Genomic DNA, 14,896 nt, shown 5'->3' with positions numbered 1-14,896 from the left:
GCTAGCGCGGGTCGGGGCGCTGCCATCTCAAGACTTGCTCACTGGTTCAGCGAGGCACACTGCGCTCCCTCCCCCACGCGGGAACGCACCGTTCGTGAGGCGAATTCCACACCCTCACAACGGCTCGTCATCCGGACCGTAGCGGTCGCGTTTGGGCGTAGCGATGTCGCCGTCCTCGTAATCATCCTCATCGAGAGGAGGAGGGGGTATCTTTGCCTTGTCTTCCGCCCGCTTCGTGTCGGCGGTCTTGGGCGGCTCGCTCGGCTTGACGGTCGTATTCCCGGTCTTGGCCATGGCTGGTCCCGGATGGTGATGCTGCATCCGAATCTACCCGCCAAATATGTGCGGTTCCTGACTTAACTCAAGGCCCGCGACGAAGCCCTCAGTGCACGACCGGCCCGCCCGCCTTCTTCCAGGCATCGATGCCGCCGGCGATATGGGCGGTGTTGAGAAGCCCGGCCTCCTTCGCGGCCGCAACCGCCATCGCCGAGCGTTCGCCGAAGGCACAGAAGAACACCACGCGGCGGCCGGTGGCGGCGGCGACCTCGCGCAGCATGCCGCCGGGCTTGAGACCCTCCTCGACGGACGGATAGGGCGTGTGCAGCGCGCCCTCGATCATGCCGTGCTTCAACCGCTCATTGGTCTCGCGCAGATCGACCAGCAGCATGTCGGGTCGGCCGAGAATCCGGATCGCCTCGCCGGCGCTGAGCGCGCGGCCCTCTTTCTCGAGCTCCTCCTGATGCAGGCCGACATGCATGTTGGCGGGCACCGCCACGTCCATCATCTTCGGATTGGGCAGCTTCAGGTTCGCCATCAGCTCGATATATTCGTCGACCGAGCGCACCTGGAGCCGCGGATTGTAGCGCTTCTCCTCGCCGATGGTGGAGACGGTATCGCCCTTGTAGTCATGCGCCGGGAACACCATCGTCTCGTCCGGCAGCTTCAAGAGGCGGTTGAAGATCGAATCGTATTGCGCGCGGGATGAGCCGTTCTGGAAATCGGTGCGGCCGGTGCCGCGGATCAGAAGCGTGTCACCGGTGAAGACGCGGTCGCCCATCAGATAGGAATACGAATCGTCGGTGTGACCCGGCGTGTACATCACGTCGAGCGACAAGCCCTCGATCGTCACCCTGTCGCCGTCGGCCACCCGCATCGCCACCACGTCGGCCTTGGTCTGGTCGCCCATCACGGTCATGCAATGGGTGCGGTCGCGCAGTTCGCCGAGGCCGGTGACGTGGTCGGCATGCAGATGCGTATCGACGGCTTTCACCAGCTTGAGGTCGAGCTCGCGCAGCAATTGGCAGTAGCGGTCGACCTTCTCCAGCACGGGATCGAGGATCAGCGCCTCGCCGCCGGCACGACTGGCCAAGAGATAGCTGTAGGTGCCTGAAACGCTGTCGAAGAGCTGGCGAAAGATCATGGCTGGGACCCGGCGTGGAACCAATTTTTGAAGATTCTACTACGCTACGGGTCAGAAAGAGAAGCAATTCACTGTGTGGACAAGAAAATTTAGAAGATCTTTATTGCAGACGGAGCGGGGGGATGGTTCGGGCGATGACCGGTCCACAAATTCGGTGTCGTCCCTGCGAACGCAGGGATGACAGGGAGAGGGTCGCGGCGGCATGCTACAAACCCCCGGTCAGGCCTACGGCCTCACCACCGTGTACCCGTTCTCCGCCAGAAACAGGATCTGCCCAACCCCCACCTGCACCGGCGTCGCCGCTGGGATGAACTCCGGCCGCTTGCCTGTCTCCCGCTCGATCGTATCGACGGTGTTGAGGCAGATGTCGAAGCGAACGCCCTGTGCGATCAGGCTCTCGACCTGCTTGCGGCGGTCGCTGCCGGCGAGAAGCAGGTCGATGCCGGGACCGAACACCACCACCTCGATCGCGATCTTGTCGGGATCGTAGGCCTTCAGCAGGTTATTGGCGACGCTCAGCACCAGCGCCTGCTTCTTCGCCTCGCCGTCGGAGAGCTGCAGCACGATCCTGTGCTCGGCGAACGGCTTGTCCTGGAGCGGCACCTGTTGTGCCAGAGCGGGCGGGGCCGCCGCCCAGACGAGCAGTGCCAGCATCATCGCGGATATGAGCTGCGACCTCATCATCCCTGTCCTGCAATGCCTGGATTGCCCTCGACTCCCTTCAGCGTCACGCCGGAGCCGAGCCGCTCCGGCAACATCCGGCCCGAGCGCAGATACTTGCCGACGACGTCCCACACCGGCGCGCCTTGCTGGCCGTTGACCGAAGCCCAGCCCGCGACCTTGTAGCGATGTCTGGCGCTGAGCACCTTGCCGCTGCCAAGCCTCAGCTCCGAGATGCGGCTGCCGATCGCGGCTGTCGGCGTGCAGGTGTAGCTGAGCCCGCCGACGCGCACCATGTCGCCGCCCTGCTGGTAATAGGGATCGGCGTTGAAGAGATTGTCGCAGACGTCTTCCAGCACGTCCTTGATCTGGGCTCCCGTCATTTCCTGCACATAGGTCTCGGGATAGGTGATCGCGGTTTCCGCGAGCAGATCCTCCATGGTCAGCGCCTGGCCGGGCAGCGCGGTGACGCCCCAGCGGAAGCCCGGCGACAGCGCGATCTCGGCGTCGAGCTCGGCACGCAGCGCCGTGCAGATCAATTCGTCGACGGGTCCGGAGAAATTGTCGCGGCGGTAGAGCAGGCGATCCGGCGTTGCGATCTTCTCCGACCAGTCGCTCACATGCGGCGCGCGCAGCCGGCCGATCAGCTCGGCCATGGCAGGGTCGGGCTTCAGCAGCTCGGAATAGACCGGCAGCAGATGATAGTGGATGTCGCTGACCTTGCCCTTGTCGAGTGCAAGATCGAGCACGGCCAGGAATTTCCCGTTGGAGCCGGCATTGGTGACGAGCGTCGTGCCGCCCGCATTCTTCACGGCAATCGGCTGCGGCACGGCATCATGGGTGTGGCCGCCGAGGATGACGTCGATGCCGGTGACCCGGCTTGCGAGCTTGAGGTCGACATCCATGCCGTTGTGCGACAGCAGGACGACGGCATCGACCTTGTCGGCGCCACGCAAGGCGTCGACATGCTTCTGCAATTCCTCCTCGCGGATGCCGAAGCTCCAGTCCGGTGTGAACCGTTTGGGATGTGCGATCGGAACGTAAGGGAAAGCCTGGCCGACGATCGCGATGCGATGCCCGCCGAGCTCCTTGATCATCGAGGGCTTGAACACGCGGCCCGTGGCCTTGTCGAAGGCGGGGGCGTCGTTGAACGCGGCTTCCTCGGTCAGGAACACGTTCTGCGCCAGGAATTCGCCCTTGAAGCGCTCGAGATTGTCGCGCAGCGCCTGCTCGCCATAGGTGAATTCCCAATGCCCGGTCATCGCCTCGATGCCGAGCAGATTGGCGACTTCGACCATGTCGCGGCCCTGCATCACGTTGGCAAGCCCGGTGCCCTGCCAGAGATCGCCGCCGTCGACGAGCAGCGAACGCTTCTCGCCGACATCGCTACGCAAGCGATCGATCAGCGTCTTCAGGTGGGCGAAGCCGCCGAGCTTGCCGAAGCGGCCTGCGGACTTCTCGAACTCTAAGCAGGTGAAGGCATAGGCATCGGCGCTGTCGGGCCGGATGCCGAACCGCTCCAGAAAGGCGCGGCCGACCAGATGTGGCGGCCGCCCCGCCATCTCGCCGATGCCGATATTGACGCTGGGCTCGCGGAAATAGACCGGATTGAGCTGCGCATGCGTGTCGGTGATGTGCAGGATCCGCGCATCGCCGAACCGCTCGAGGTCGTAGATGCTGGCGGCCTCAGTGCCGCGGGCCAGCCGCGGCAGGCCGAGCGTTGCTGCGGCAAGGCCCGCACTTTTCAGGAAATCGCGGCGGCGGATCGCCATCCAAAAATTCTCTGCGCCTCTCGTGATCGTCGGACTGTTCCACTCAGGAGCAGTCTAGCGGATTTCCATCGCCTTCCAGGCTTCTTTTTCGGACGTGGCCTGGAAGATCGACGCCTTCGCCAGCGCCTCGGCCTCCTTGGCTGCGGCAACCGCACGGTCGAAATCGCCGCCTTCGCCAGCCCTCTTCGCTGCTGTCAGCGCAGATACGGTCACGGTCCACTGATTGCGCATGCCGGCCGCCTCCTTGGAGGCGGCTTCGGCGGCGGCATACGCCGCCTTGTAGTCCGCCTCGTTTGCCGCGCGCGCGGATGGCGCAAGGCTCGAGACAAGCAGCATGGCGAGAGCAAGTGACCGCTTCATGGCCGTGCTCCCGGGCCCGAGATCGGCAGGCCGTTGGCGACGTAGGACAGGAAATATTCGACGTCGCGATATTCATCCGACTGCGGCTCCAGCGGAACCGCGCGGGTCTGGCTGTTGCAGGTGACGAAGCGGCGGCTGGTGGTGCCCATGCCGCTCCATTCGGAGCGGTAGATCGGCATCGCGTTGAGGATGCCGAGCGCCGGCGCCAGGGTCTCGGCGCGGATGCGCTCACCCGGGCTCTGCACATGGCAGCTCGCGCAGGAGAAATTCATCTGGCCGCGCCGCGTGTAGAAATAGCGCTTGCCGTTCTCGTACGCCGCCAGCGCACGGGGATCGTCGGGAATCTTGATGTCCATCGGCTTGCCGCGCGAGGTATAGGCCATGTAGGCGGTGAGCGAAGCCATCTCGTCCTTGACGTAGGAATAGGGCGCTTCGCCGTTGGCCTCGCGGCAGCGGTTGAGTGCGAGCTCGAGCGTGACGACCTTGCCTTCCTTCTCGTCGAAATAGGGATAGTTCTGGCGGATGCCGATGCCGCCGTTCGGGAAGCAGTCGGCGTAGCTCTTGCCGTTCTTGAACGGGGTCGAGAACATCTCCTTGCCGGCATCGAGCGCGAACTCGTAAGGCGGGAATTCCTCCTTCTCCCGCCACTGCCGCTTCATGTCCTCGTTCATGGAATAAGGACCGTTGACGAAATCCTCGTGCTTCACGTTCGGAAACTTCTGGAAGAAGAAGCTCTGGAACGCCTTGGCATCGGCGACGGGATCGACCTTGTCCGCTGCGACGACGCGCGTTGCGGCGAAAGCAAGCGCCGCGAGTGCGACGAAGGCTGAGCCGAGCAGAATCGCGGCGCGCTGTTTCATCACGCGATCTTCGCGGTGGTCGTATCCGACGCACCCTTGTTGTCGGTCCAGGAGATCTTGAGCTCGTCGCCCTTCCTGGCGCCCTTGAAGCTGAACTTGACGTAGGGGTCCTTGGAGACCGCAGTGCCCCAATTGGCGACGAAGACGTCCTTGCCGTTACATTCGAACTTCAGCTCCTGAATGAAGTGCGCCGGAATCGGCTCGCCCTTGGAATCCTTGACCAGGCCGGTGTCCATGGGGTGCTGGATCAGCGTCTGCACCTCGGTGATGTCGCCGTTGGTGGTGGCGCGTACGCGAATGCTGGATGCCATCTCAAACTCTTTTCGCTTAGCCGCCGCAGCCGCCGACGGTGACCTTGACCTCTTTGGTCGCGCTGTAGAGCTTGCCGTCGGCTTCCACGATCGCGGTCAGTTTGGTGGTCTTGGCCATCTTCAGCCGGTTGGCGACGGCGGGGATCGTGCCGTCGGGGATCTTGTAGCTTGCTGCGAGCGCGTTCGGGTTCTCGGCCACGAAGAACGAGATCGAGGTCACCTTGTCGAGCGACGTCGTCACCGAGATCGGCACCACGCCGCCGTTCTCGGCGATCTCCGGCGCGTCGAGCTTGATCTTGTCGGACGGCTCCGCGGTCCTGCCATAGAGTGCCTTGATCGCGTCCGCCTCGTTCTTCTGCTTGAACGCCTCTTCCGGATATTTGTCGTTGGCTGCGGCGCGCGCCGGAGCGGCGCCGAACGGCAGATTGCCGAGGCCGAGCAGCGCGACACTGGCTGCGCCCTGAAGGATCAGGCGCCGTGTCGGATGAAGGCCGGTGGTCGCGGTCATCTCAAGTCTCCTGGGCAGCCGGCCGTTACAGGGTCTGCAGGAAATCAACGATCGCGTTGATCTCCTGTTCGGTCAAAATCCTGTTCCGGCCGAACGGCGGCATCATGGTCTGCGGGTTGCGCTTGGTCTCGTCGAAGATGATCGCGACCAGCTCGTTGCGATCGGGGTATTTGGCCTTGAGGTCCTTCAGTTCCGGACCGATCGTTCCGGGCAGGTCGCCGCCTTCGATGACGTGGCAGGTCAGGCAATTGCCCTTGCCGCGGTCGAAGGCGAGCTTCCGGCCCTCGGTCACGGTGGACTGCGCTCCCGCCGGGGCCACAGCCGCGCCAGCGAGGAGGCCCAGCGCAACCAATAGGGCGGGCTTGCAAGGAAAGACGGTCAAGGCATCGTCCGGAGCGGTATGTCGGTGATCTCGTTTGCGGAATTGTTCAAAAGCACAAAGGGCATCGCCTGACAATCAAGACTATGCACGCAGCAAAATGGCGTTAATATCCTCCGCATTGCAACTGATGAGATCATTCGTTCATCAGATGGGCTGGGACTAGCAAATTATTCTCGGGGCGTTTTGGCCCTTAGCCGTATTTCCTGTTTCACATTTTTGGGGACGTCACTTGGCTGAATATGTCGTCGAGTTTGGCAGGGATGGCGGACGGGTCGAGCCGGATGGCCGGCTAGATGCGCCGGCCTTCCATCGCAATCACGAACCGATTTGGGCGGCGCTGGAAAAGCATCTCGCCGGTTGCACCGGCAGCGTGGTGGAACTCGGCAGTGGAACCGGCCAGCACGTGGTTCATTTCGCCCGCTACACACCCGAGCTGATCTGGTGGCCGAGCGACCTCAACCAGCGCCATCTCAAGAGCATCGAAGCCTGGCGCGTGCATGCGGGCCTGCCGAACATCCGTTCGCCCCTGCGGATCGATCTCACCGATCCCGACTGGTGCCCGGAGATGAAGACCGGGCAGGGGCCGACGAGTCTTGCCGCCGTGTTCTGCGCCAACGTCATTCACATCGCGCCCTGGGCCGTGGCCGAAGGCCTGTTCGCCGGCGCCTGCCGCTATTTGCGTCCCGACGGCAAGCTGTTCCTCTACGGCCCCTTCAAGCGCGACGGCAAGCACACTGCGCTCAGCAATGCGGTGTTCGACACCTCCTTGCGCGAAGGCAATCCCGAATGGGGCGTGCGCGACATCGGCGACGTCGAGAGTCTCGCGCGTGGCGCAGGCCTTCGCCTCGTCGATACCACCGAGATGCCCGCGAACAATCTCGCGCTGGTGTTTGCGAGGAGCTAGGAGGTCGTCATGCCCGGGCTTGTCCCGGGCATCCACGTTCTTCGGGTACCACGGCAAGGCGTGGATGGCCGGGTCAAGCCCGGCCATGACGATGTGGAGACGTCAGCGCATCCAACTCTAGCCTTCATCCTTCCACCCAATCCTCTCCTTCAGAAACCTGAAGCCGAGCACTTCGAAGCCGGCGCGCTCCTTGTTGTCCTTGCCGTAGCCGTGGCCGCCGGCGGCCGGCTCGTAGAACCAGGCCTCGTACCCCATCGCCTGGAGCTTTGCGGCCATCTTGCGGGCATGGCCGGGATGAACGCGGTCGTCGCGCCGCGTTGTCGCGATCAGGATCGGCGGATAGGCCTGGCCGGCCTTCACGTTGTGATAGGCCGAGTAGGTCTTCAGCCACTCCCACTCGTCGGGCTTGTCGGGATCGCCATATTCCGCGATCCAGCTCGCGCCCGCGAGCAGCTTCGTGTAGCGGCGCATGTCGATCAGCGGGATGGTGCAGAACAGCGCGCCGAAGCGTTCGGGGTAGCGCACCAGCATGTTGGTGATGAGGATGCCGCCGTTCGATCCGCCCTGCGCCGCGATGCGCTTCGGCTGCGTCACGCCGCGCCGCACGAGATCGGCAGCCACCGCCGCGAAATCGTCATGCGACAGTTTCTTGCCGGCAAGCCGTCCGGCATCGTGCCAGCGCGTGCCGAACTCGCCGCCGCCGCGCAAGTTTGCCTGCACCGTCGTGCCGCCGCGCTCCAGCCATAGCTTGCCGAGCGAGGCGTTGTAGTACGGCTTCACCGAATGTCCGAAGCCGCCATAGGCGCTCATATAGACCGGCGCATCGCCGGTCTCCCCGGCGGGCCCGGTCTGCACATAGGGAATACGCTCGCCGTCGATCGAGATCGCCTCGTGCTGGGTCACCACGAGACCTTCGGCGGTGAATGTCCTCGGCGCCTGCTTCAGCACGGTCGGGCTGGCAACGCCGCGCGCGATCAACAGCAGCGACGGCGGCGTGAGCGGGTCCTGCACATTGGCGAGCAGGTCGCCATTGCTTTCGGAGGGATGGCGATCGAGCGGCCAGACGTCGACGACGCCGATCTGCGGCAGGCCGCCAAGCGTCTCGCGGCTCCAGTCCGTCGCGGATGGCGTGCAGATCTCGAAGCGCGGCTTGAGCTCGTCGAGGATCGAGAGGACCAGCTTTCCGGCCGCCCAGAACAAACCCTGCAGCGCGCGCCGCGGTGCCGGCTCGAACAGCACCGCGAAATCGCGGCTGCCGGCAAGGAACGCCGAGAGCGAGATGCCGAGCACGGTATCGGTGGCATAGGTCCGGCCCTGGACCGTCCAGTCCTTGCGCAGCTTCATCGCGAACCAGTCGCCATGCGCCTGCATCCAGATCCCGGTCGGCAAATCGAGCTTCGTCGTCGTGCCCGCCGCATCGCGCAGCCAGATCGCGTGATTGAAGAAGTCGATCTGGTCGACGATCCAGACCCGCGGCGCCGCACCGGTGTGGTCGGCGCTGCCATAGATCATCATATGATCGGCCGCGGTCTCGATGATCATCTGCGCCTGATCGACAGGCTGGCCTCGCCGCCACAGGCGAACGGTTCGCGCATAGCCCGAGCTCGTCGCCATGCCCTCGCCATAGGCGCTCGACAGCAGCAGCGTGTCGGCATCGAGCCAGTCGACGCTGCCTTTTGCTTCCGGCAGCGTGAAGCCGTCCGCCACGAAGCCCTTCGTGGCGAGGTCGAACTCGCGAAGCGTGACGGCGTCGCTGCCGCCGCGCGACAGGCTCAGGATCGCACGCGAGCTTCCCGGCATCGTGGCGATCCCGCCGAGCAGCCAGTCCTCGCCTTCGCTCGCCGCGAGCTGGTCGATATCCAGCATGGTCTCCCACGCCGGATCGGCTTTGCGAAATTCCGCCAGCGTCGTGCGCCGCCACAGGCCGCGCGGGTTGCCGGCATCCTTCCAGAGGTTGTGGAGATCGTTGCCGCGCCGGCTGACGTAGGGAATGTTGTCCGGCCGGTCGTAGATCGCCGCGAGGATATCGCGGTCGCGCACGAAAGCCGCTCCGCCGAACGCGGCGAGCGTCAGGCTGTTCTGCCGCTCCACGAAATCGAGCGCCTGCGTGCCCTCGATCTCTTCCAGCCACAGCCAGGGATCGTCGTCGGGAGCGCTGAGCGTGGGCCTGTCGTCGACGGACATGAACGAAACTCCAAAAACTAGCGGCGGATAGGATTTGATCGAGCGCAAGCCGTCAAGGGCGCGGCCCGCTATCATCTGTCCGATTGCGTCAGAGGCATGGCCTGCGCCCGTTTGCGCCGGTTGCCCGCCTTCCCATGCCCCTCCATAGTGCCGCGAATCAAACGAGCCCTCGTGAGCCCTTGGGGCGGAAATGCCGATGCTGGACGTGACTGCAGCCAATGAGATCGCCGACGACGCCCGCGTGCGTGCCAATGTGGTGCGCCTTGCCGCTGCGCAGGCGCTCACCGGCGCCAACTCCGCGGTGATCTTCGCCACCGGCGCGATCGTCGGCGCCACGCTCGCGCCCGACATGTCGTTCGCGACCGTGCCGATCTCGATGTATGTGGTGGGCCTCGCTGCCGGTACGCTGCCGACCGGGGCGATCTCGCGCCGCTTCGGTCGCCGCGTGGCTTTCGTCATCGGCACGGGCCTCGGCACGCTCACCGGCCTGCTCGGCTCGGTCGCGATCCTGCAAGGCTCGTTCGCACTGTTCTGTGTCGCGACCTTCCTGGGCGGTCTCTACGGCGCCGTGGCGCAGTCCTATCGCTTCGCCGCCGCCGACGGCGCCAGCGCGGACTATCGCCCGAAGGCAGTGTCCTGGGTGATGGCGGGCGGCGTGTTCGCCGGCGTGCTCGGTCCACAGCTCGTGCAATGGACCATGGACGTCTGGCAGCCCTATCTGTTCGCCTTCAGCTTTCTGGTGCAGGCCGCGGTGGCGCTGGTCGCCATGGGCATCGTCGCCGGCGTCGACATGCCGAAGCCCGCGCCGGCCGATCTGCACGGCGGCCGGCCGCTGCTCACCATCGTGACCCAGCCGCGTTTCATCGCGGCGGCGCTGTGCGGCGCGATCTCATATCCCATGATGAATCTGGTGATGACCTCGGCACCGCTCGCCATGCAGATGTGCGGCCTCAGCGTGTCCGATTCCAATTTCGGCCTGCAATGGCACATCGTCGCGATGTACGGACCGAGCTTCTTCACGGGCACGCTGATCGCCCGCTTCGGTGCGCCGAAGATCGTGGCCGCCGGCCTGCTGCTGGAAGCCGGCGCCGCCGGTATTGGCCTCTCCGGCCTCACCGCCATGCATTTCTGGGCCACGCTGGTCGTGCTCGGGGTGGGCTGGAATTTCTCCTTCATCGGTGCCTCCGCGCTGGTGCTGGAGACGCACCGTCCGCAGGAGCGCAACAAGGTGCAGGCGTTCAACGATTTCCTGGTGTTCGGCATGATGGCGATCGGCTCGTTCTCCTCGGGCCAGTTGCTCGCCAATTACGGCTGGTCGGCGGTGAACCTGGTGGTGTTCCCGCCGGTGGTGCTGGGCCTTGTCGTGCTCTCGCTGGTGTCCTGGGCTCGCCGCCGCAGGGCGCGGCTGGATGCGGCCATGGGTGAGTTTCCTGACGGCGTGTGAATTGGCGGGAGGCTGTCAGCAGCGTTGATGCTTCGATCGCCGTCGAAGTGATTTTCTGGTGAGGGTTAGTTAGATGTCGTCATGGCCGGGCTTGTCCCGGCTGCTTCGGCCGCGCAGGCGGGACAGGCCCGAGCTGACGGAGTAGGCGGCAATGCTTGATAATCCCCAACAGCCCACGATCGACGAATCCACACTTCGCTACGAAGGCTGGCGCATCGTCGCGGTCTGCTTCCTGCTTGCCACCTTCGGCTGGGGTCTCGGCTTCTACGGCCAGAGTGTCTATGTCGCCGAGCTCCAGCGCGCGCGGGGCTGGCCGACCACGCTGATCTCCGCGGGGACGACGTTCTTCTATCTGTTTGGCGCGCTGCTCGTCGTCTTCGTCGGCGAAGCCGTGCGGAGATACGGCCCGCGCCTCTGCCTGATTGCGGGCACGCTGGCGATGGCGGCCGCCGCGGTCGCGATCGGCACGGTGCGCGAGCCCTGGCAGCTATATCTCGCCGATGCCGTGCTCGCCTTTGGCTGGGCCGGCACCAGTCTCGCCATGATCACCAACACGATCAGCTTGTGGTTCGACCGCAAGCGCGGCATGGCGATCAGCCTGGCGCTGAACGGCGCAAGCTTCGGCGGCATCGCCGGCGTGCCGCTGCTGGTGATGCTGATCGGCCAGATCGGCTTTGCCGGCGCGATGTATGCCGCTGCCGGCGCCATGCTGGTGCTGCTGCTGCCGGTGATCCTGCTTCTCGTCGGCCGCCCGCCCGACCTTCACGGCCGGCACGCAGCGGCGAAGGCCAAACCGCAATCCTCGACGCAGATCCGCGCATGGGCGCTGCGTGACGTCGGCTTCCTCACGGTGACGACCGCCTTCGCCCTGGTGCTGTTCGCCCAGGTCGGCTTCATCGTGCACCTGATCTCGTTCCTCGATCCCGTAATCGGTCGCGAGCGCGCGGCGGTCGCCGTCGCTGTGTTGACGGCGATGGCGGTGGTCGGCCGCGTGCTGTTCTCGATGGTGATCGACCGCCTCGATCAGCGCCTTGCGTCCGCGCTGTCGTTCCTCAGCCAGGCGGCCGCGCTTCTCGTCGTCATCAATCTGCACGATGACTATGTGCTGATCGCAGCCTGCGCGGTGTTCGGCTTCTCGGTCGGCAACCTCATCACCTTGCCGTCGCTGATCGTGCAGCAGGAATTCGATTCCGCCGCGTTCGGCGTGCTGATCAGCCTCAACACCGCGATCAACCAGGTGACCTACGCGTTCGGCCCGGGCGTCGTCGGCTTCCTGCGCGATTGGTCCGGCGGCTATGTGCTGCCGTTCTATCTCTGCATCGCGCTGGAGGTGGTGGCGGCGGCGCTGATCATGGTGCGGGGAAGGTCCCACAAAACTGCGTAGAGACGCGGCGGCGCCTCAACATGCTCCGTCATTGCGAGGAGCTCTTGCGACGAAGCAAATCCAGACTGTCTCCGCGGAAAGATTCTGGATTGCCTCGCTGCGCTCGCAATGACGTGGGGAGAGCGGGGCTTATCCCTCCCGCTGTTTCAGCAACGCCTCCACATCCAGCCGCTTGGTGAACATCGCCAGCTTCCCGTCCGGCCCGAACGGCCATTGCTCCCTCGGCTTGTCCCAGTACAGCTCAACGCCGTTCTGGTCGGGATCGCGCAAATACAGCGCCTCGCTGACGCCGTGATCGCTGGCGCCATCCAGCGTAATGCCGGCCGTGAGCACGCGGTGCAGCGCATCCGCCAGCGCGGGGCGCGTTGGATAGAGGATCGCGGTGTGAAACAGCCCGGTCGCATCAGGCGGCGGCGGCGAGCCGCCCTTGCTCTCCCAGGTGTTGAGCCCGATATGGTGGTGGTAGCCGCCGGCCGAGATGAAGGCCGCGCCCGAGCCCATGCGCTGCATCAGCTCGAAGCCGAGCACGCCGCAATAGAAGCCGAGCGCGCGATCGAGATCGGCGACCTTGAGATGGACGTGGCCGATCCTGGTGCCGGCGGCGACGGCGGGGCTTTGCGACATGGGAATGCTCCGTTGCTGAGCTCCACATAGGGCGGGGCTCGGGACAGCGCTATTGCTCATCTCGAAACCCATCGTTTCCCGATAAGAAGCTAGGCCAGCTCCGACACCTCGCCTTCCGGCAGGCCGAACTCGAACGTGTTGAGCGTCATCGACACCAGCGTGTAATAGCCGCAGAGCCCGATCACCTCCACGACGCCGCGTTCGCCGAGCAGTTTTACCGCGTCATCATAGAGCCCCTTCTCGACGCCGTGGCCTTCATGCAGCGACTTCGCGACGTCGTAGATCATCCTGCCCTTGGGATCGTCGAAGTCGGGCGTGCGGCGGTCGCGGATCGCGTCGATGATCTCGGGCTTCATGCCGCCCGCAAGTGCCAGGCGCTTATGCGCGTACCATTCGTAGTGCGCGGTCCAGTGCCGCGCCGTCACCAGGATCGCGATCTCCGAGAGCTTTGCCGGGAAGATCGTGTCGAAACGCAAGACCTCGCCGAGCCGCGTCGCGTGACGCGCCATCTCCGGACTGTTGAGCCAGGCCATCATCGGCGCCGGCGGCTTGCCGCGCTTGCCGGCAATCGATTCGTCGTAGGTCTGGCGCTGAATCTCGTTCATTTCGCCAGGCGAAAGAAGCTTCAGGCGCATTGTTGTTTCCTCTTTGTTTTCAAGGCTCGCCGCAGAGCGACTATAGCCGAATGCGAGTTGCGGAAGTGGTTGAATTCCGCGGGGGCTTGGCCCAGAGTCGTGCCCAACAAGTCGATTTTGATTGATGGAAACGACCATGAGCGATTCTGAGACAGCTGATCTCGAAACATTCCGCAACGAGACGCGCGCCTGGCTGGAAGCCAATTGCCCGCCGGAGATGCGCAAGCCCGCGACGTCGGATGCCGACGTGTTCTGGGGCGGGCGTAACGCAAAGTTCTCGTCCGAGCCGCAGCGTATCTGGTTCGAGCGGATGCGCGACAAGGGTTGGACCGTACCGGACTGGCCGAAGGAATATGGCGGCGGCGGCCTCAGCGCGGCCGAGCACAAGGTGCTGCGCGCCGAGATGGCGCGGATCGGCGCGCGGCCGCCGCTGTCGAGCTTCGGCATCTGGATGCTCGGGCCGGCGCTTTTGAAGTACGGCAACGACGCCCAGAAGAAGGAGCATTTGCCGAAGATCGCGGCGGGCGAGATCCGCTGGTGTCAGGGCTATTCCGAGCCGAATGCCGGCTCCGATCTCGCCTCGCTCCAGACCCGCGCCGAGAGCGACGGCGACGACTTCATCATCAACGGCCAGAAGATCTGGACGTCCTATGCCAATTACGCCGACTGGATCTTCTGCCTGGTGCGCACTGATCCCACTGCTAAGAAGCATGACGGCATCAGCTTCATCCTGTTCGACATGACCTCGAAGGGCGTCTCGACCAAGCCGATCCTTTTGATCTCCGGTTATTCGCCGTTCTGCGAGACCTTCTTCGACAATGTCCGCGTGCCGAAGTCGCACGTGGTCGGCACCATCAACCGTGGCTGGGACGTCGCAAAATATCTGCTCCAGCACGAGCGCGCGATGATCTCAGGGATGGGCGAGCGCGGCGTCGGCCGGCCCCTCGGCCAGATCGCGGCCGACTCCGTCGGCACCGATGGGCAAGGCAGGCTGGACGATGCCATGCTGCGCGGCCAGATCGCGCGCTTCGACGTCGATGAAGCTGCGCTCGCGGCCTGCGCCGAGCGCGCGGTCGATCTCGCCAAGGCCGGGCAGGCGCATCCGGCGTTCTCGTCGGCGATGAAATATTACGGCACCGAGCTCAACAAGCGCCGTCACGAAATCCTGATGTCGGCCGGCGGCGTCGATGCGCTGGAATGGGAGAGCGAGCGCTCCAGGCAGGGCGCGCGCCCGCGCGCCTGGCTGCGCACCAAGGCCAACTCGATCGAGGGCGGCACGTCCGAGGTCATGCTCGGCATCGTCGCCAAGCGCATCCTGGATCTGCCGGGGGCGTGAGGCACACTCTCACCACGCGTCATTCCGGGGCGCCGCGATAGCGGCGAGCCCGGAATCCATAATCGCCAGTCGGGAGTATGGATTCCGGGCCTGCGCCTGCAGCGCATCCCGG

Annotated in this window: 16 protein-coding genes; 4 read left to right on the top strand and 12 right to left on the bottom strand. The window is 64.7% G+C overall.

All coding sequences use genetic code 11. From position 1 onward, the window contains the following. Nucleotides 1-114: 114 nt before the first annotated feature. From ACSHT2_RS19075 to soxX, 9 genes are all read right to left on the bottom strand, one after another. On the bottom strand, nt 115-294 hold the full coding sequence (locus ACSHT2_RS19075) for a hypothetical protein (RefSeq protein WP_440635753.1): 180 nt from the start codon (nt 292-294) through the stop codon (nt 115-117). Nucleotides 295-382: 88 nt separating this feature from the next. Beyond that, entirely contained in the window at nt 383-1,420 is a 1,038-nt protein-coding gene (locus ACSHT2_RS19070) for an MBL fold metallo-hydrolase (RefSeq protein WP_440635752.1), read from the bottom strand. A 225-nt stretch (nt 1,421-1,645) separates the two neighbouring features. Further along, nucleotides 1,646-2,104, bottom strand: coding sequence for a DsrE family protein (locus tag ACSHT2_RS19065; RefSeq protein ID WP_440635751.1), 459 nt, complete (start codon nt 2,102-2,104; stop codon nt 1,646-1,648). After that, complete coding sequence (soxB, locus tag ACSHT2_RS19060) at nt 2,101-3,852, bottom strand: thiosulfohydrolase SoxB (protein WP_440635749.1); 1,752 nt, start codon at nt 3,850-3,852, stop codon at nt 2,101-2,103. The genes ACSHT2_RS19065 and soxB overlap by 4 nt, the downstream gene beginning before the upstream one ends. Nucleotides 3,853-3,906: 54 nt before the next feature. Continuing rightward, entirely contained in the window at nt 3,907-4,212 is a 306-nt protein-coding gene (locus ACSHT2_RS19055; protein WP_440635747.1) for a hypothetical protein, read from the bottom strand. Further along, nucleotides 4,209-5,072, bottom strand: a complete 864-nt coding sequence (gene soxA / locus ACSHT2_RS19050) for a sulfur oxidation c-type cytochrome SoxA (RefSeq protein WP_440635745.1) — start codon at nt 5,070-5,072, stop codon at nt 4,209-4,211. Before soxA ends, ACSHT2_RS19055 begins: the two co-directional genes overlap by 4 nt. Continuing rightward, complete coding sequence (gene soxZ / locus ACSHT2_RS19045; protein WP_440635744.1) at nt 5,072-5,383, bottom strand: thiosulfate oxidation carrier complex protein SoxZ; 312 nt, start codon at nt 5,381-5,383, stop codon at nt 5,072-5,074. Before soxZ ends, soxA begins: the two co-directional genes overlap by 1 nt. Nucleotides 5,384-5,399: 16 nt before the next feature. Further along, nucleotides 5,400-5,891 carry a thiosulfate oxidation carrier protein SoxY gene (gene soxY, locus ACSHT2_RS19040; protein ID WP_440635743.1) on the bottom strand — a complete coding sequence of 164 codons (492 nt, stop codon included), beginning with the start codon at nt 5,889-5,891 and terminating at the stop codon, nt 5,400-5,402. 25 nt (nt 5,892-5,916) lie between these two features. After that, nucleotides 5,917-6,273, bottom strand: a complete 357-nt coding sequence (gene soxX / locus ACSHT2_RS19035; protein WP_440635741.1) for a sulfur oxidation c-type cytochrome SoxX — start codon at nt 6,271-6,273, stop codon at nt 5,917-5,919. 229 nt (nt 6,274-6,502) lie between these two features. Here soxX and ACSHT2_RS19030 point away from each other — a divergent pair, with 229 nt between their 5' ends. Continuing rightward, on the top strand, nt 6,503-7,177 hold the full coding sequence (locus tag ACSHT2_RS19030) for a DUF938 domain-containing protein (RefSeq protein WP_440635740.1): 675 nt from the start codon (nt 6,503-6,505) through the stop codon (nt 7,175-7,177). A 117-nt stretch (nt 7,178-7,294) separates the two neighbouring features. Here ACSHT2_RS19030 and ACSHT2_RS19025 read toward each other — a convergent pair whose 3' ends face one another. Beyond that, nucleotides 7,295-9,361 (bottom strand): prolyl oligopeptidase family serine peptidase, encoded by a 2,067-nt coding sequence (locus ACSHT2_RS19025; RefSeq protein WP_440635738.1) that lies wholly within the window; start codon nt 9,359-9,361, stop codon nt 7,295-7,297. 196 nt (nt 9,362-9,557) lie between these two features. Here ACSHT2_RS19025 and ACSHT2_RS19020 point away from each other — a divergent pair, with 196 nt between their 5' ends. Together ACSHT2_RS19020 and ACSHT2_RS19015 are read left to right on the top strand one after the other, a co-directional pair. Further along, the gene (locus ACSHT2_RS19020; RefSeq protein ID WP_440635737.1) at nt 9,558-10,805 is read left to right on the top strand and encodes an MFS transporter; all 1,248 of its coding nucleotides are present in this window, start codon (nt 9,558-9,560) and stop codon (nt 10,803-10,805) included. Nucleotides 10,806-10,956: 151 nt separating this feature from the next. Further along, the gene (locus ACSHT2_RS19015) at nt 10,957-12,189 is read left to right on the top strand and encodes an MFS transporter (protein ID WP_440635735.1); all 1,233 of its coding nucleotides are present in this window, start codon (nt 10,957-10,959) and stop codon (nt 12,187-12,189) included. Between the two features lie 129 nt (nt 12,190-12,318). On the opposite strand, the gene ACSHT2_RS19010 is transcribed toward ACSHT2_RS19015, so the two are convergent. Together ACSHT2_RS19010 and ACSHT2_RS19005 are read right to left on the bottom strand one after the other, a co-directional pair. Then, entirely contained in the window at nt 12,319-12,813 is a 495-nt protein-coding gene (locus ACSHT2_RS19010; protein ID WP_440635734.1) for a VOC family protein, read from the bottom strand. Nucleotides 12,814-12,902: 89 nt separating this feature from the next. After that, on the bottom strand, nt 12,903-13,448 hold the full coding sequence (locus ACSHT2_RS19005; RefSeq protein ID WP_440635733.1) for a carboxymuconolactone decarboxylase family protein: 546 nt from the start codon (nt 13,446-13,448) through the stop codon (nt 12,903-12,905). 136 nt (nt 13,449-13,584) lie between these two features. Between ACSHT2_RS19005 and ACSHT2_RS19000 the strand changes: the two genes are divergently transcribed. Then, nucleotides 13,585-14,784, top strand: coding sequence for an acyl-CoA dehydrogenase family protein (locus tag ACSHT2_RS19000; protein ID WP_440635731.1), 1,200 nt, complete (start codon nt 13,585-13,587; stop codon nt 14,782-14,784). The last annotated feature ends 112 nt before the right edge of the window (nt 14,785-14,896 follow it).

Source organism: Bradyrhizobium sp. PUT101 (assembly GCF_052043945.1).
In the GTDB taxonomy this organism is placed as follows: domain Bacteria; phylum Pseudomonadota; class Alphaproteobacteria; order Rhizobiales; family Xanthobacteraceae; genus Bradyrhizobium.
This window is presented reverse-complemented; position numbering and strand designations above follow the sequence as displayed.